This is a genomic window from Zobellia laminariae (assembly GCF_030553095.1).
Taxonomy (GTDB): Bacteria; Bacteroidota; Bacteroidia; order Flavobacteriales; family Flavobacteriaceae; genus Zobellia; species Zobellia laminariae.
On sequence record NZ_CP130738.1, the window covers coordinates 422,070 to 439,123 of the forward strand.

Annotated in this window: 16 protein-coding genes and 2 pseudogenes; 4 read left to right on the forward strand and 14 right to left on the reverse strand. The window is 36.3% G+C overall.

From position 1 onward, the window contains the following. Nucleotides 1-7 precede the first annotated feature (7 nt). Genes Q5W13_RS02165 through Q5W13_RS02175 form a run of 3 tightly spaced genes read right to left on the reverse strand, consistent with a single transcriptional unit; the run spans nucleotide 8 to nucleotide 2,322 of the window. Nucleotides 8-556, reverse strand: a complete 549-nt coding sequence (locus Q5W13_RS02165) for a UbiA family prenyltransferase (RefSeq protein ID WP_304445232.1) — start codon at nucleotides 554-556, stop codon at nucleotides 8-10. Then, complete coding sequence (locus Q5W13_RS02170) at nucleotides 556-1,464, reverse strand: TatD family hydrolase (protein WP_304445233.1); 909 nt, start codon at nucleotides 1,462-1,464, stop codon at nucleotides 556-558. Before Q5W13_RS02170 ends, Q5W13_RS02165 begins: the two co-directional genes overlap by 1 nt. Nucleotides 1,465-1,482: 18 nt before the next feature. Next, nucleotides 1,483-2,322: an EboA domain-containing protein gene (locus Q5W13_RS02175; RefSeq protein WP_304445234.1), complete on the reverse strand. Its 840-nt coding sequence runs from the start codon at nucleotides 2,320-2,322 to the stop codon at nucleotides 1,483-1,485. Nucleotides 2,323-2,498: 176 nt separating this feature from the next. Between Q5W13_RS02175 and Q5W13_RS02180 the strand changes: the two genes are divergently transcribed. Then, nucleotides 2,499-3,080, forward strand: coding sequence for a MiaE family protein (locus tag Q5W13_RS02180; RefSeq protein WP_304445235.1), 582 nt, complete (start codon nucleotides 2,499-2,501; stop codon nucleotides 3,078-3,080). 60 nt (nucleotides 3,081-3,140) lie between these two features. On the opposite strand, the gene ppk1 is transcribed toward Q5W13_RS02180, so the two are convergent. The 8 genes and pseudogenes from ppk1 to pyrR form a co-directional block, all read right to left on the reverse strand. Then, the gene (gene ppk1, locus Q5W13_RS02185; RefSeq protein ID WP_304445236.1) at nucleotides 3,141-5,243 is read right to left on the reverse strand and encodes a polyphosphate kinase 1; all 2,103 of its coding nucleotides are present in this window, start codon (nucleotides 5,241-5,243) and stop codon (nucleotides 3,141-3,143) included. Then, entirely contained in the window at nucleotides 5,244-5,729 is a 486-nt protein-coding gene (locus tag Q5W13_RS02190; protein WP_155597374.1) for a SixA phosphatase family protein, read from the reverse strand. It abuts the gene before it with no gap. 63 nt (nucleotides 5,730-5,792) lie between these two features. Further along, the gene (gene pdxH, locus Q5W13_RS02195; RefSeq protein ID WP_304445237.1) at nucleotides 5,793-6,440 is read right to left on the reverse strand and encodes a pyridoxamine 5'-phosphate oxidase; all 648 of its coding nucleotides are present in this window, start codon (nucleotides 6,438-6,440) and stop codon (nucleotides 5,793-5,795) included. Nucleotides 6,441-6,510: 70 nt separating this feature from the next. Then, nucleotides 6,511-7,418, reverse strand: a pseudogene (locus Q5W13_RS02200) (ribonuclease Z). A gap of 4 nt (nucleotides 7,419-7,422) precedes the next feature. Next, a complete protein-coding gene (locus Q5W13_RS02205) occupies nucleotides 7,423-7,896 on the reverse strand; it encodes a DUF3291 domain-containing protein (RefSeq protein WP_304445238.1) in 474 nt (157 codons plus the stop codon). After that, complete coding sequence (locus Q5W13_RS02210) at nucleotides 7,893-8,225, reverse strand: ribonuclease Z (RefSeq protein WP_155597378.1); 333 nt, start codon at nucleotides 8,223-8,225, stop codon at nucleotides 7,893-7,895. Before Q5W13_RS02210 ends, Q5W13_RS02205 begins: the two co-directional genes overlap by 4 nt. 7 nt (nucleotides 8,226-8,232) lie before the next feature. After that, complete coding sequence (locus Q5W13_RS02215) at nucleotides 8,233-9,159, reverse strand: aspartate carbamoyltransferase catalytic subunit (RefSeq protein WP_155597379.1); 927 nt, start codon at nucleotides 9,157-9,159, stop codon at nucleotides 8,233-8,235. A 2-nt stretch (nucleotides 9,160-9,161) separates the two neighbouring features. Further along, a complete protein-coding gene (gene pyrR / locus Q5W13_RS02220) occupies nucleotides 9,162-9,701 on the reverse strand; it encodes a bifunctional pyr operon transcriptional regulator/uracil phosphoribosyltransferase PyrR (protein WP_155597380.1) in 540 nt (179 codons plus the stop codon). 189 nt (nucleotides 9,702-9,890) lie between these two features. Here pyrR and Q5W13_RS02225 point away from each other — a divergent pair, with 189 nt between their 5' ends. Both Q5W13_RS02225 and Q5W13_RS02230 read left to right on the forward strand, forming a co-directional pair. Continuing rightward, the gene (locus Q5W13_RS02225; protein ID WP_304445239.1) at nucleotides 9,891-10,304 is read left to right on the forward strand and encodes a hypothetical protein; all 414 of its coding nucleotides are present in this window, start codon (nucleotides 9,891-9,893) and stop codon (nucleotides 10,302-10,304) included. After that, nucleotides 10,219-10,962: an SGBP N-terminal domain-containing protein gene (locus tag Q5W13_RS02230; protein WP_304445240.1), complete on the forward strand. Its 744-nt coding sequence runs from the start codon at nucleotides 10,219-10,221 to the stop codon at nucleotides 10,960-10,962. Before Q5W13_RS02225 ends, Q5W13_RS02230 begins: the two co-directional genes overlap by 86 nt. A gap of 205 nt (nucleotides 10,963-11,167) precedes the next feature. Here Q5W13_RS02230 and rpsA read toward each other — a convergent pair whose 3' ends face one another. Further along, complete coding sequence (gene rpsA / locus Q5W13_RS02235; RefSeq protein ID WP_304445241.1) at nucleotides 11,168-12,901, reverse strand: 30S ribosomal protein S1; 1,734 nt, start codon at nucleotides 12,899-12,901, stop codon at nucleotides 11,168-11,170. Nucleotides 12,902-13,264: 363 nt separating this feature from the next. On the opposite strand from rpsA, the gene Q5W13_RS02240 reads away from it, so the two are divergent. Further along, entirely contained in the window at nucleotides 13,265-13,645 is a 381-nt protein-coding gene (locus Q5W13_RS02240) for a LysM peptidoglycan-binding domain-containing protein (RefSeq protein WP_155597383.1), read from the forward strand. Nucleotides 13,646-13,707: 62 nt separating this feature from the next. Here Q5W13_RS02240 and cmk read toward each other — a convergent pair whose 3' ends face one another. Both cmk and lon read right to left on the reverse strand, forming a co-directional pair. Further along, entirely contained in the window at nucleotides 13,708-14,400 is a 693-nt protein-coding gene (gene cmk / locus Q5W13_RS02245; RefSeq protein ID WP_155597384.1) for a (d)CMP kinase, read from the reverse strand. Continuing rightward, a pseudogene (gene lon / locus Q5W13_RS02250) lies at nucleotides 14,400-16,851 on the reverse strand (endopeptidase La). The gene cmk and the pseudogene lon overlap by 1 nt, the downstream one beginning before the upstream one ends. Nucleotides 16,852-17,054: the final 203 nt, after the last annotated feature.

Below are 17,054 nucleotides of genomic sequence, written 5' to 3' on the forward strand. Positions count from 1 at the left end.
CTGCTAATTAGCGTGATAGCAAAGATATATACGATTGGAATAATGGCCATAAACCATAATCGAAATTACCTAAAATGGACATGCCCAAAAGCAAATTTATACCTCTACATAAGCCCATACTCAACGGACCAAAAAAATCATATTTTTTGGCAATCCCATCGTATAAAAGAATTGCCAAGGCAAGTGCAACAGCTACTATGCCAGAAGTTCCCGAAACTAAAAAGGCCAACAACACACCAATAACCAAGGTGGTTGCCCCATACATAGCAGCTGCATTAAAAGGAACTACGCCACTAGGAATAGGCCGCTCAGGTCGTTCTACTTGATCAAGCTTAAAGTCAAAAACATCATTAAGAATAACACCTCCGGCATAAAGAAACACCGATGAAAATACTAAGTATACGATATTTATGAAAAGGCTAGAACCAACAAAACCGGCATCCATACTACCTACAAAAACACCGCCAATAGCTACACCTGCCAAAATATCTGCGGCAGCTGTAGGTAAATTAGCAGGTCTTGCCAATCGCGCATAACCAAGAAATGTGCGATTCATTATTTAATCTGATCAGAATCTACTCTAGGCTCTTGTCCTCTTAAAACGCTATTATCATTAAAAAGTTGGGCTTGATTAATACCTTTTGGATTCAACCAGTGCTCTTCTTTCATCTTACCATTTGAGCCAAAAATATCTAGGGCATTCTGGTAACAGGTTTTTACAACGTCTTCTCTTGCAATCCCTCTTTTTAGCATTAGGTTTGCGGTTTTTGGCACCGCTAATGGATCACTTACACCCCAATCTGCAGAGCTATCTACAATTATATTATTACTACCATATTTTTTCACAACCGCTACCATTCGTTCATTACCCATTTTTGTTTTTGGGTAAATAGTAAATGCCGCAATAAAACCTCTATCAAGAACGTCCTTAACCGTTTCTTCGTTATTATGATCAATTACCACTTGCGAAGGGTCTAGACCATGCTCCAAACAAACTTCCATACTTTTTAAAGTACCTGCTTTTTTATCACGGTGAGGCGTGTGCACTTGAACAACCATACCCAACTCTTTAGCCATTTCTAGCTGCATACGGAAATACTTATCTTCCGCTGGGGTTTGGTCATCATAACCTATCTCGCCAATAGCTACTACATTCTGCTTGTGAACATATAAAGGCAAAAGCTCTATAACTTGTTCTGCCAAAGCTTCATTGTTTGCCTCCTTAGAATTTAGACCAATTGTACAATAGTGGTGAATACCAAATTGACTAGCTCTAAAAGGCTCCCAACCTACTAAACTACTGTAATAATCTTGAAAAGAACCTACTTGAGTTCTTGGTTGTCCTAACCAAAAAGAAGGCTCTATTATAGCAACAACCCCGGCCGCAGCCATAGCTTCATAATCGTCTGTGGTGCGCGATGACATATGTACATGCGGGTCGATTATCATCATTTTATCTTCCATACTAATCTTTTATATTTTTTAAGTAATGTTTTTGTTCGCTACTTGAGCTTTCAACTCGGGATGCTTTGCCAATAATTCTTTAGCCATTGGCTCTTCAGAAGTATAACAGCATAAGGCCGCTACTTTATTTTCAATAGGATTACTGCTAGCAAACAAGCGTTCCATATCTTTCAATAAATTTTCATCTAAAAATGCAGCTACAGGCCTCCAAAATAAGGGTTCTATTTCTCGTGATGCTGCCCATCTCTCGTGTGCATAATCAGATATAATACGCGTCAAATCTTTATTCGCTCGTTCATCAATACTTAAAATGGTCGAAAGATCTAACTGCATAAATGCAGCCTTTAGGAACATTTGGTTCCATTGCTGATCATTAAAGTATTTTGCGGGATACGGATTCTGCATGCTAATCGCCTCGAATATTGTGGCGATGTTCGTACGCAATGCTTCTACTGCAGTTTGCTTATAATTTTCGGCATCAGGCAACAGTATAAGATACTTTAGAAAAGTTTCAAGTTCTCCGGTATCGGCCACCTGAATTAAATTGGCAACTTTGGGGACAAAGAAATCTCCGTTTGCCTTCAATACCTTTATCAAAAGATAAATTCGGGCTATCTGAAGCGTTGTGGCATTCTGCGTTCTTAAATATTGGGTTACTTCATCTGTATCAGAGCTCAGATTCAAAACAGTGTCCGAATCAATCTTACTAGCCAACAAGCTGTAAGTCATATACAGGTCCTTTGTAGAACTTGAGCTAATGATTTGCTCCAATTTTGATTGTAACCATGAATCTGTAGCAGCATCTAAATTGCTATTCAATAAAGACTGAAGCTCTTGGTCTAATTTGGTTAATTCCATAATCTGTTATTGGGTTTCTTGACAAGTGGTAACAACCCTATTTTTAGTGCCTTTCGGCATAATAAAAAACAACTATTCACAAAACTAATTATTCTTAGGAGAAACAAGATATATTAGATGCTAAATTCTAGTTATAGTTTACAAAGATTCTTGCTAATTTTACGAAAAACAGAATTATGCTAGGCCTAAAATTACCAACTGACCCAAGATGGGTGAATATTGTTGAGAAAAACATAGACGAAATTTTAACGGACCATGCGTACTGTGAGCAAAAAGCAGCAAGCACAGCCATATCATTAATTATAAGTTTTCCTGAATATACAGCGCTCGTAGAGGAAATGATTGCTCTTTCTAGAGAAGAGATGGCACATTTTAAAATGGTACATGACCGAATTAAGGCCAGAGGACAAACTTTAGGGCGTGACAGAAAAGACGAATATGTACTTCAATTGATAAAATTTTTCCCAAAAGGAGGAAGCCGAACGACCCAATTAGTTCATCGTCTTTTGTATGCTGCATTAATTGAAGCGCGGAGTTGTGAGCGTTTTAGATTACTTTCAGAAGAACTAGAAGACAAGGAACTTGCAGAATTCTACCACAAGCTTATGGTGAGTGAAGCCGGACATTACACTATGTTCTTACAATTTGCAAGACAATATGGTGACCGTACCGAGGTGGACAAAAAATGGCAAGCACTACTAGATTTCGAATCTGGAATAATGAAAAACCTAGGAAATAAAGAAAGTATTCACGGATAAGATTTTCAAGTTTTAGTTAAATAAAGAGCATTACCTAAAACTTGAAACCTTCAATTATTTTTACTCCGGAATAGGAGTATCTGCATCTAATTTATTTTTATAATAATCATAGGTAGCAAACTGAGACCGTAACTTAGGCTTGTCATTTATACGATATGCATTATCCTGCTCTTCGTTGAACACTCTAGCCTTAACATTATCGTTCCAAGAGATTTCATAGGTATCTAGCAATTCCTTTTTTACATCTTCATCGTAAATAGGGCAACCAACCTCTACTCTATTCTCCAAGTTACGAGTCATGAAATCTGCCGATGAAATAAACACTCTTGTATCTCCGTCATTACAGAAAATAAATATACGTGGATGCTCTAGAAATTTGTCTACAATACTAATTGCTTCAATATTCTCGCTCATACCTTCTATACCAATCAAACAGCAGATACCACGTACAATCAATTGTATCTTAACACCGGCATTACTGGCTTCATATAATTTATCGATCATCTTGTATGAAGTAAAACTATTCATCTTTATTTTGATGAAAGCTTCTTTACCTGCCTTAGCATTCAAAATTTCTTTATCGATTAGTTTTATAAAGAATGATTTAGTGTAGTGCGGAGATACTATTAAATGTTTGTATTTATTGATTTTATATGTAGTTTCAAAGAAATCAAAAACCTTGTTCAATTCTTTTAAAATAGGCTCGTTTGCCGTGAACAAGGTATAATCTGTATAAATTTTTGCTGTTGACTCGTTAAAGTTACCCGTACTTATAAAACCATAACGTTTTATAATTCCGTTCTCTTCACGTTCAATCATACATATTTTACTATGCACTTTTAGACCATAAGGTACACCAAAAATAAGCTTCACTCCTTCTGCCTGAAGTTCTTCTGCATATCTAATATTGGCTTGCTCATCAAAACGTGCACGTAGCTCAATCTGCAAGGTTACCTGTTTCCCATTTTTTACGGCATTTGAAAGGCATGCAGCTACTTGAGAATCATTGGCAAGACGATAAACCGTAATCTTAATCGCTTTTACTTTTGGATCAAGAGCTGCCTCCCTTAAGAATTTCAATACATAAGCAAACGATTGATAAGGCGTGTACTGCAAGTAATCTTTCTCTGCTATTTTCTCCAATAGACTACCTTCTAGACTTAGCCCTTTTACCGGCAACGGCACTATCTTATCATACATAAGATCTTGTCTTCCCAAGCTAGGAAAGCTCATGTAATCCCGCTTGTTATGATATCTTCCTCCAGGAATAACACTATCCGCATCTTCAATTCCCATTTTATCCTTAAGAAAATCTAAGGTATCCGATTCTATATTTTTGTCATAAACAAAACGTACCGGGTCACTAATTTTTCTATGCTCTACGCTAGAGTAAATTTTCTCAATAAAACTCTTACTCAAATCATTATCTATATCAAGTTCTGCATCTCGCGTAATCTTGATCATATGAGAAGAAATGGACTTATAATCGAACATTGGGAAAACGCTATCCATACAATACCTAATTACATCATCTAGAATAATGATATAATTCTTATCGCCTTCTTTAGGAAGCACAACAAAACGATCTATGCCTTTTGGAATTTCAATTAAAGCATATCGTTTCTCTCTTTTCTCATACGTAAGCTTAGTGTGATCATCACTTTTCAAAACCATTTTTACGGCCAAATAAGCAGCAGTATCTTTTAACATTGGAAACTCTGCCAAATCATTCAAGATAATGGTCATGAGTTGCGGGCTCACCTTTTGGTTAAAGTAGCTCCTAGCAAACTCACCTTGCTTTTCTGAAAGTTCATTTTCATTAAGCAAGTAAATATTTTGTTCTTCTAGTTCGCTTTCAATATTCCTTAGTATCTCAACGCTTTTACGCTGTTGCTCAATAACAAACTTGGTAATCTCTACTAGTAAATCTTTGGCCTTTTCACCACCTAAAACACTTTTTCCAGATTTTCCCGCTTCAAAAATGCGTTTCACAGTGGCATAACGAACCTTAAAGAACTCATCTAAATTATTCGAAAAAATACCTAAAAAACGGAGACGTTCAATTAATGGTACGTTTTCATCCTCACACTCCTGAAGCACCCTTTCATTAAAACGTAACCAACTTATTTCTCTATTTATATATCTAGTTTTTGTCTTTATCATTTATCTAAGGTCTTTCGGGAAAATAGTTTGTTTTGTTGTTCCTTTTTCAACTGAATTCCAATTATCAACATTGAAATTAAGATGCACCAGTCCACTGGTAGAAACGTTGTCAATATAGGAATTTCCCAAAGAATTGGCAACATGTGTAAAAGCGTGATTATGTCCAAAAATCATAACAGAATCTAAGGAATCATCAAGGTTTGCTATAAAATCGAAAACCGATTCTCCTGAAAAATCATACAACTCATTTGTTATTTGTACTGAAGATAATGGTAAGTTTAGCTGCCTAACAAAAATCATACAGGTATGTAAAGCCCTATTAGCAGGACTTGAGAAAACAGCATCAACTTTTGAGGCTTGAGATTTAAATTTTGAGGATACCAAAAGAGCATCGTTTACCCCTCTTTCCTGAAGCGGCCTATCCTTATCACTCACCGAATAATCCCAAGAAGATTTACCGTGCCTGACCATTACCAATGTTTTCATTTAACCAAAATTTAAAGTTTTAAAAATGTTTTGACAGCCCTCTATCAGACCTAAACCAGCCGATCAAGGTGCCAACCGCTCCATTTTCCAATCTAAGTTATCTATTAAAGCGTATCTAATGCGATCATGCAAGCGATTAGGCCTGCCCTGCCAAAACTCCATGGATTGTGGCTTAACAATGTAACCGCCCCAATTATCTGGCCTTAGAATCTCTTTATTCTTGTATTCGTTCTCTAATTTTTTCAAATTATCCTCTAAAGTTTCTCTAGAAGGAATAACTGTACTTTGTGGAGAAACCAAAGCCCCCAGCTTGCTGCCCTCCGGACGTGATTCAAAATAACCGTCAGATAAATTTTCTGCTATTTTTTCGGCCTTCCCTTTTATAATAATCTGCCTTTCCATATTAGGCCAAAAGAAAGAAATACAGACATTAGGGTTAGCTGCAATAGCCCTACCCTTTTCACTAAGGTAGTTTGTATAAAAGATAAATCCTTCGTAGGTAAACTTTTTTAATAACACTACCCTGCTTTTGGGATAGCCATCTAAACCAATTGTAGAAACGGTCATTGCATTAGGTTCGTCTACTCCATCCGATGTCTCGGTTTCATAGAACCATTTCTGAAATAGCTCCATTGGATTGTCTGAAATAGAACCCTCTAGAAGGGCGCTTTTTTCATATGATTTTCGGTAATCGCCTAAATCTTTTTGCATAATCTTCTTTGCTAAAATCCTTTTACCCAAAGTTCAGCAAAAGATTGGTAACGAAGAAGTAGGAAGGAGACTAAAACTCAAAAAACTTACCATCATCGGCAAGCTCAACATTTGGGAAGATTTCCATAGCTTCTTCTTTAAAAAGCTCAATGGATTTATAACGCGTAGAATAATGTCCTAAAATAAGCATTCCCACGTTGGCAGCTTTAGCAATAGATGCTGCCTGCATTGCTGTAGAATGTTTTGTTTTTACCGCTAAATGAGCCTCAGATTCTAAAAATGTAGATTCGTGATACAATGCTGTTGCACCTTTAATTTGGTCAACGATATCTGGCTTGTAGCCGGTATCACTGCAATACGCATAACTTTTAGGAACTGGCGGATCAAAACTTAATTCTGTGTTTGAAACAACAGTACCGTCATCCAGCACCACATCTCTGCCATTTTTAATGTTTTGAAAATAAGCTTTGTCAATCTTATATTTCTCAACAGCTTCTACATTAAGTTTGCGCTCACCTTCTTTCTCCTTAAAAAGAAAACCATTGGTATACACCCTATGACTTAAACGAATGGTCTCTACTGTAACTTTATCATCCTCAAAGACAACCTCAGGTTCCTTACTGGTTAGCTCATGAAAATATAGTTGATAGTTGGTCCAAGAATCTCCGAGCTTTAACAAAAGCGTAATAGCCTCCTTAATTCCTTTGGGACCATAAATATGTAGTTCCTTATCCCTTCCTAACAAACGAAAAGTTGAAACAAGGCTTATGGCAAACCAAAAAAATGATCGCCATGTAAGTGAGAAATAAAAATATGGTTGATACGCGAAAACTTAATCTTATGTTTCCGTAATTGTACTTGCGTGCCTTCACCACAATCAATTAAAAACATATGATTCTTAACCTCCAACACCTGAGAAGTAGGGTTGGTCATCGTTCGTGGTGTTGCCGCATAGCAACCTAGAATTTGAAGCTTCATTTTTCTAGTTCTTGGGCGAATATACTAAAGCGTCTTCTGCTGTAAATTGCCCTTTAAAACTAAAAGCGTAAGGAGATTCTCCATGATCGTTAAGATATTGAAGACGCTCTTTTGCTTCTTCCGGAGTGGGCACATGACCTTCCTTAGTGTACCACAAACACATGTGCATGTCAGACATTTTATGAAACCATTCTTTCTTTCTTTTCATGACTCCAGCGTGCTGCGAGGCATATGTAAAATTGAACAAGGCCTCTTTGGATTCCCAAACCGACATATTTATAATGAGGAAATTATCCTCAAAAACACGTAGTGCGGTAGCATCGTTTTCTTCACCTTTTAATCTCCAAACAAACCCTGTACTGTTATCTGCAATGGCATTTATACGATCTAGGTCCTTCACAAAATCAGCCATTACAGGACTGTCTATTGGGGCCAGCATTTTAGCAATGTTTACTTGAGATAGGTGGTAGTTACTCATAAATCTAAATCGCGTTCTATTTCTTCCATTTCAATAACATCTTGTGCTTCTTTAATTGTTGGCACAACCATTATAGCATCTGGCACCTCATCATAAGAGACTTTATTGGTAACCAAAACAAAAGATTTCTTGGACTTTTTATGCAAATCGGAAATTTGCAAAAATTCAAGAACATCATCTGCCTTTAGCTCTGAAAAGGAAAAAAGGTTTATGACAATATTGTCATTCTTAATTTTTGGATAAGCGTCATTTAAGTTTTTCAAGAAAATAGAAAGCGTGGCATTTTCTTGAGAAACGATAGTTGTAGAACCGTCTGAGTCGAAAATCATACTTTTATTATTTTATTTTTGAAGCTAATAAATAAATCACTGCCATACGAATGGCAACACCATTTTCTACTTGATTTAATATGATGGACTGTTTTGAATCTGCCACATCACTTGTAATTTCTACACCTCTGTTTATTGGTCCGGGATGCATAATTACTATTTCTTTATCTAAACTATTTAGTAATTTTTTATTGACACCAAATTGCTGGGTGTACTCCCTAGTCGTGGGAAAATAACTAATATCTAATCTCTCATTCTGAATACGCAACATATTAGCTACATCGCACCAATTTAAAGCCTTCCTTAAATCTGTTTCTACGGTTACCCCTAAAGATTCTATATGTTTTGGCAGCAAGGTCTTAGGTCCGCAAACCTTTACATTTGCCCCTTGTAATTTTAAAGCGAAAATATTAGATAACGCTACCCGGGAATGCAGAATATCTCCAACAATAACCACGTTTTTACCTGCTACGTCTCCTAACTTTTCTCTAATGGAATATGAATCCAAAAGTGCCTGTGTAGGATGCTCATGTGCCCCGTCTCCTGCATTTACTATAGATGCATTAACATGTTTTGAAAGAAATATGCCGGCACCAGGGTTAGGATGGCGCATAACCACCATATCTACCTTCATAGAAAGGATGTTATTGACCGTATCTATTAAAGTCTCCCCTTTTTTTACCGATGATTGTGCAGCCGAAAAATTAATGACATCCGCAGAAAGTCGTTTTTCAGCAAGTTCAAAAGATAATTTGGTTCGGGTACTGTTCTCAAAAAAGATATTAGCAATAGTAATATCTCTTAAAGAAGGAACCTTTTTAATAGAACGATTGATTACTTCCTTAAAATGGTCTGCGGTCTCGAAAATGAGTTGAATATCATTCTCATTTAAGTATTTGATTCCTAATAAGTGTTTTACACTCAGTTCAGCCATTGTTATTTATTTATCAAATATATCGCGTCTTCACCGTCATTCTCTTTCCAAAGAACCTTAACTTTTTCTCCGTTTATAGCATCTACTTGCCGCCCACGGTAATTAGGCTGAATAGGCAAATGCCTACTAAAACGTCTATCAATTAATGCCAGTAACTCTATCTCAGAAGGTCTCCCAAATGATTGTATAGCCGTTAAGGCTGATCTGATACTACGGCCCGTATAAAGCACATCGTCTATAAGCACCACTTTTTTATCCTCAATTAGAAAATCTATCTTGGTCTTGGTTGCTTCTAGCGTCTTATCTCCTCTTCTAAAATCATCTCTATAAAAAGTGATATCTAGAAAACCTAGCTTAATTTCCTTTACACCATAATCTTCTTGCAATATTCTCTTTAATCTTTCTGCCACAAAAATACCCCTAGGCTGAAGGCCTATGAGGACGGTATCTTTAAAGTCTAAATGATTTTCAAGGAGTTGACATGCCAAACGATGGAGTATGATGTTTATTTCTTTTTCAGAAAGAAGTACTTTTTGACCCATACTGCTTTATTGCTTTAGCTACACAAAAATAGGGAATTCTGCTTATAAACAAAGTTACTTTACAAATGTATACTGATTTCTTCTAATCTAATGAAAATTTTGTGGGGAACCCTGTGGTTCCAAATCCTACCTATTACAATAAACAACAGGAAGAACACGTTTTTACTTCTCATTAAAACCGAATCTAAAATGATGAAAAGAATTCAATTATTGAGTGTCTTATTTATTCTAATAATGACATCTTGCTCAGACTCTGAAGAAGCCGCTACCCTATCCTCTGAAAAACAAATAATTAGTTTTGAAATAACAGGATACAGAACTGAAATAAAAGGCTCAAAGATAACAATTTACGTAAACCCCTCTAGCGATGTACAAGGTAAGGTAACTCCAATAGTTGAGGTTTCAAAGAATGCTAATTTCAGCATGGACTTTGGAAATATAAGCATTGAGAATGAAGATAAAATAATAGTGACCGCAGAAGATGGTTCAACCGCAGAATACATTACTACCCCTGTTTTTGAAAACGGAATTAAAGAAATCAACGTTCTTTATACTCAAGAAATGGACGGAGAGACTATTACTGGACGATACTGGGAAAATTAACTTAAACGATAAAGAAATCACATTTGATGTATCAAAAGAGTTCTTACTACAAGACAATGTAATTTCACAAATAGAATTCGAAACAATCGGAGAAATAAGTACTCAGCCCAATAATAATGATTTTATAGACCTTTCCCTAGAGTCAATTTCAACTACAATAGACGGAACTAATACTGATTATACCGTGAGATTTTTAAACATAGGTAAAACTTTAGGACAATTCTATTTAGATATGACAGGATTTAAAACCGGAGGATCTCCATCAAGGCAAGCTCCTGAATCTGATAGAGAAGGCCTACCTAGCGGCAATTTAATATACTATACTTTAGCGAACCAAGACTTGAGTAACATAAATGTAAGTACAAGCTTTTTTCCGATGGGTGCTACTATTAGCCCCAGTATAGATAAACCTATAGATTTTACAAATGATGTAACATTCACAGTTACATCTGAATCTGGACATACCGATTCATTCATTGTTCGTGTTGTAAAAAAGAAAATATTCTTTAGTGGAGAAATTCTTGGAAACTCATCAACCATAGATAACGATGCTTTTAATCGTTACTTTTCCAACAGCAAAATAAGTAAGCTCTACTTAGTAAATTATGATACCAATCGCAGAATTGCTTGTAATATCAATTCAGATAATTTTGAATAAGGTGTTTCTACATATATAACATATCAGATAACTGACGAAGTTGAAGATGGAGAAAGATTCGTTCTTGAAGTAGAATTAGAAAATGGAGAGGTGGTAACCACCAATGAAAAAGTTGTTGTTAATAAAAAATAACATTCAACCTCATAAATAAAAAAATCCCCATAACCAAAAGGCTATGGGGATTTTATATGAATTGATGTAAGATTTAACTCTTACCTTCCATCTTATCCTTCAATGCTTGAAGAGCTTCGTTAGCATCACCTAATGTTGGCTTAGCTTCGTCTGCAGATGCTGCAGATTTCTTCTGCTGTGCTTTAACGTTACGCTGCTCTTCCTCACGGAAAATAGCAGTGTGACTTGCAACAACACGTTTGAAATCTTTATTGAATTCAATGATCTTAAATTCAGCTTCGTCTCCTTTGCCTAATTTCTTACCATCTTCCTTCTCTAAATGACGTTGCGGAACGAAAGCAGTGATATCTTCATTAAAGTCTATTGTAGCACCTTTATCAACGATATCGGTAATAGCAGCTTTATGAATAGTATCTACAGCAAATTCAGCCTCGTATTTATCCCAAGGGTTCTCAGTAGTCTGTTTGTGACCTAAGCTAAGCTTACGACCAGCAACATCCAACTCTAACACTTCAACTTCCATTTTGTCTCCTACAGAAACAAACTCAGATGGGTGCTTGATTTTCTTAGTCCAAGAAAGGTCAGAAATATAGATCAAACCATCAATACCTTCTTCCATCTCAACAAAGACACCAAAGTTGGTAAAGTTTCTTACGATACCTGAATGTTTAGAACCTACAGGATATTTAGTAGTAATATCTGTCCATGGGTCTGGAGTCAATTGCTTGATACCAAGAGACATTTTACGATCTTCACGATCCAACGTCAACACAACAGCTTCTACTTCATCACCTACTTTTACGAAATCTTGAGCTGAACGCAAGTGCGTAGACCAAGACATTTCAGAAACGTGGATCAAACCTTCAACACCTTCAACAACCTCAATAAATGCACCGTAATCTGCGATTACAACTACTTTACCTTTTACTTTGTCTCCAATTTTGATTTCGTCGCTCAAGGCATCCCAAGGATGTTTCTCCAATTGCTTCATACCCAACTGGATTCTAGATTTGTTCTCATCAAAATCAAGTATAACAACGTTGATTTTCTGATCCAATTCTACAACCTCGTTCGGGTGGTTGATACGGCTCCAAGAAAGGTCAGTAATATGTACTAAACCATCTACACCACCAAGATCAACAAACACACCGTAAGAAGTAATGTTTTTCACAACACCTTCTAACACTTGTCCTTTTTCTAACTGGCTGATGATTTCTTTCTTCTGCTCTTCGATATCCGCTTCGATCAACGCTTTGTGAGATACTACAACGTTTTTGAATTCATGGTTAATTTTAACCACTTTGAATTCCATTGTCTTACCAACATACTGATCGTAATCACGAATAGGCTTCACATCAATTTGAGAACCTGGTAAGAAAGCTTCGATGCCAAAAACATCTACAATCATACCACCTTTAGTTCTACACTTAACGAAACCACTAACAATTTCTTCATTATCGTGGGCCGCATTTACACGATCCCATGCCATAATGGTTCTAGCCTTTCTGTGAGAAAGTACTAATTGACCACTTTTATCTTCACGGATATCAATAAGAACTTCAACCTTATCACCCACTTTTAAGTTTGGGTTGTAACGGAATTCGTTCAAAGAAATAACACCTTCAGATTTAGCATTGATATCTATGATCGCCTCACGGTCGGTCAAATAGACAACTCTACCTTGAACTACCTCTTCATCGGCAGTATCTACGAAGTTTTCAGCTACTAATTTTTCGAATTCCTCTAATTTAGAGTCATCTACTTTTTCAATACCTTCTTCGTACTTCTCCCAATTAAAGTTTTCCAAAAATTCTTTTGGATCTTGTTTAGGGGCTTGTTCTTTTACTTCTTGTTTTGCTTCAGTAGTATCTTTCTACCTGGGCAGTTGTTTTTTCTTCAGCCATTTGCTGATTATAAATTTGTATTCTACGACGTTACAAGAGTTAAACAATAATCGCAGAAGTTGTTATATGTAAATTTTTTATAGTCCCTTTTCGCTCTTGAATTCTTTGTAAAAAAGGAGTGCAAAAATACATCTTTTTTATTAGTTTACCAATCTTCTTATAGCACCATTCTTTGTAAGACCTTTTTTTACATGATTTTATACGTAAAACAGTGGTTTTATCGTTATCTTAGGGACAATAATATTAACCATTAAAAAGTATTAAGTATGAGCGTAAAAGCAAAATATCAAGAAGTTTTAAATCTTGGTGAACAATTGGGTATAAAAAACGGAGACGTTTCTGAAGAAAACGGTGTGCTAAAAATCAAAGGCGAAGCTGGAACCCCATATGAGAAAAATTTGCTTTGGGATAAAATAAAGCAGTTAGGTGGCGAAAGTCCTTCTGACCTTAAAGCTAATATTTCTGTTACAGATTCTTCTATCTATGCCAGACACACTGTTAAAAGTGGTGAATCTTTGAGTAAGATTGCAAAACAATACTACGGAGATCCAATGAAATACAAGCAGATTTTTTCTGCCAACACTGGGATATTAAGCAACCCAGATGTAATTCAGCCTGATCAGGTTTTAGTTATTCCAAATTTATAGGGAATAGCATATAATCAGTGAAATAAAAAAAAACCTGCCAGATTTAAATCTGGCAGGTTTTTTTATACTTTCTCAATATAGCGCTCGGCTATACTCAGTAGCCGTTCAAACTGTTCTTTGAGGCCCATGTCACTATTATCAAACTCTATAGCATCATCTGCTTTTCTCAACGGGGAAAACTCACGGTGCGAATCTATAAAGTCCCGTTTTTCAACATTTTCTAGTACGTCTTTATACAAGACTTCCTCTCCTCTATCTAACAACTCTTTATATCTGCGCGTAGCCCTTGCTTGAGGTGATGCTGTCATGAAAACTTTTAATTCTGCATCAGGAAAAACTACAGTACCAATATCTCTGCCGTCCATAACAATCCCTTTTTCCTTGCCCATATCTTTCTGCATCTCCACTAACTTAAAACGCACCTGTTCAATCTCGGCAATTCTACTAACGAATTTAGAAACTCGCATAGTACGTATTTCTTTCTCTACATTCTCATCGTTCAAGTACATTTCGGAAAAACCAAGTTCAGGATTAGGAACAAAGCGTAACTTTATTTTTGGTAACAGTTTTACCAAATCTTCTAAACGCTCTTCTCCGTCTGCAATAAAATTATTGCGCATTGCAAACAATGTTATTGCTCTATACATTGCACCAGTGTCTACATAAACGTAGCCCAGTTCTTTGGCCAATTGTTTAGCCAAGGTGCTTTTTCCTGTTGAAGAAAATCCATCTATTGCAATCGTAATCTTAGACATTAGAGTTTTTTTGCGTTCTTAACTTTTTGATTTGTAATAGCTAAATCTACCACTTCATGCATGTCTGTAACATAGTGAAATTTAAGACCCTTAAGATACTCTTTTTTAATCTCTAAAATATCTTTTTCGTTGTCTTTACAAAGAATCAATTCTTTAATTCTAGCCCGTTTAGCAGCAAGAATTTTCTCTTTGATTCCGCCAACAGGTAATACTTTACCTCTAAGCGTTATTTCGCCAGTCATAGCCAAACTCTTCTTCACTTTCTTCTGAGTAAACAGAGACACCAAAGAGGTTAGCATTGTAATACCTGCACTAGGCCCATCTTTTGGAGTAGCACCTTCAGGCACGTGAATATGCACATTATACTTATCAAATACTTCAGGATTTATTCCAAATCTATCTGCATTCGACTTAATGTATTCCATAGCAATCGTTGCCGACTCCTTCATTACCTTACCCAAGTTTCCAGTAATGTTTAAAGTGCCTTTCCCTTTTGACAATATAGATTCTATAAAAAGAATATCTCCTCCAACACTTGTCCACGCAAGACCGGTTACAACACCTGCTACATCATTATTTTCGTACTTATCTCGCTCTAACCTAGCTGTTCCTAAAACCTTTTCGATTACTTCGTTGGTAACTTTTATCTGGTACTCCTCTTCAAATGCAATATTCTTGGCCGCATAACGCACCATTTTTGCAATCTGCTTTTCTAAAGAACGTACGCCAGATTCACGAGTATAACCTTCAACTATTTTTTCTAATTGAGGTTTTGCTATTGTCAAGTGCTTAGAAGTAAGACCATGCTCTTTTAACTGTTTTGGAAGTAAATGCCTTTTGGCTATTTCAACCTTTTCTTCAATAGTATAACCTGTAACATTTATGATTTCCATACGATCACGAAGCGCCGGCTGAATGGTACCCAAGTTATTCGCCGTTGCTATGAACATCACTTTAGAAAGGTCGTAACCCATCTCTAAGAAGTTATCATAAAACTCACTGTTCTGTTCCGGATCTAAAACCTCTAGCATCGCAGAAGAAGGATCACCTTGACTGCTACTGGATAATTTATCTATTTCATCTAGAATAAAAACCGGATTTGATGTACCTGCCTTTTTAAGGCTCTGTACAATTCTACCTTAAGCATTGCTCCTATATAGGTTTTACGATGCCCACGTATTTCCGCTTCATCTCTTAACCCACCTAAAGATATTCTTACATATTCTCTCCCTAGAGCTTCTGCTACCGATTTACCCAAAGAGGTTTTACCAACTCCTGGAGGTCCGTATAAACACAAAATTGGGGACTTCATATCGTTTCTCAATTTGAGAACCGCTAGATATTCAATAATACGACGCTTCACATCTTCAAGACCGTAATGATCACGATCTAAAATTTTCTGTGCGCGCTTTAAATCAAACTTATCTTTTGAAAATTCGTTCCAAGGTAATTCTAGAAAAAGGTCTAAATAATTTCTTTGAATAGAATACTCAGCAACCTGAGGATTCATTCGCTGCATTTTAGCCAATTCTTTATCAAAATGCTCTTTTACCTTAGCATCCCACTTTTTCTTCTTAGCCTTCTTACGCATCTCAAAAATCTCATCATCATGAGAAACTCCACCCAATTCTTCCTGAATGGTTTTCATTTGTTGATGCAAGAAATACTCCCGCTGCTGTTGGTCCATGTCATTTCTGACCTTAGACTGTATGTCATTCTTCAACTCCAATTTTTGGAGTTCAAGATTCATGTGTTTTAATGTGGCAAGCGCTCTTTCTTGAAGGTTATTTATCTCCAACAGCTCTTGTTTTTCTTTTACCCCAAGGTTAAGATTAGACGAAACAAAGTTGATCAAGAACGAATTGCTCTGAATATTTTTTATCGCAAAAGAAGCCTCACTGGGTATATTAGGATTATCGCGGATGATTTTTAACGCTAAGTCTTTTATAGACTCAATGATTGCTAAAAACTCAGGTTCAGCCTGGTTTGGTCTTTCCTCATTGGTATCCCTAACCGTTGCAGTCATATAAGGTTCTTCTGTAAGCATTTCTGCTACTTCAAAACGTTTTTTACCCTGAAGGATAACCGTAGTATTTCCATCAGGCATTTTTAACACCCTTAAAATACGTGCAACCGTACCCAGAACATTTATATCGTTCACCGTTGGATTTTCAGTGTCCTTATCCTTTTGAGATACAACACCAATTACCTTAGAACCTTTGTTCGCATCTTTTATTAAATTGATGGATGAGTCTCTACCGGCCGTAATAGGAATTACAACTCCATAAACAAGACGGTATTACGTAAAGGCAGTATAGGAAGTGTCTCAGGCAAGGCCTCATTACTCATTTCTTCCTCATCTTCTGCGGTCAAAAGGGGTATCAGCTCAGCATCCTCATCAATGGCCTGTAGCGACATATTGTCAAAATTCGTGAATTTAGGATCTCCCATAGTATTATTTGCGGTCATTCTGTCATTTTAGTGACAGAACCCTTAGTTATCTATTAACATCATATTCATTAAAAGCGCTGTTATCATTACTATAAACAAGAATAGCGCCTTTTCTATCTGTGCATAATTGGCAATTCTTATGCCATACCATGCTACCTTCTATAAAATCTTCCTCTTACACTAAAATCTCATTAAAATAGACA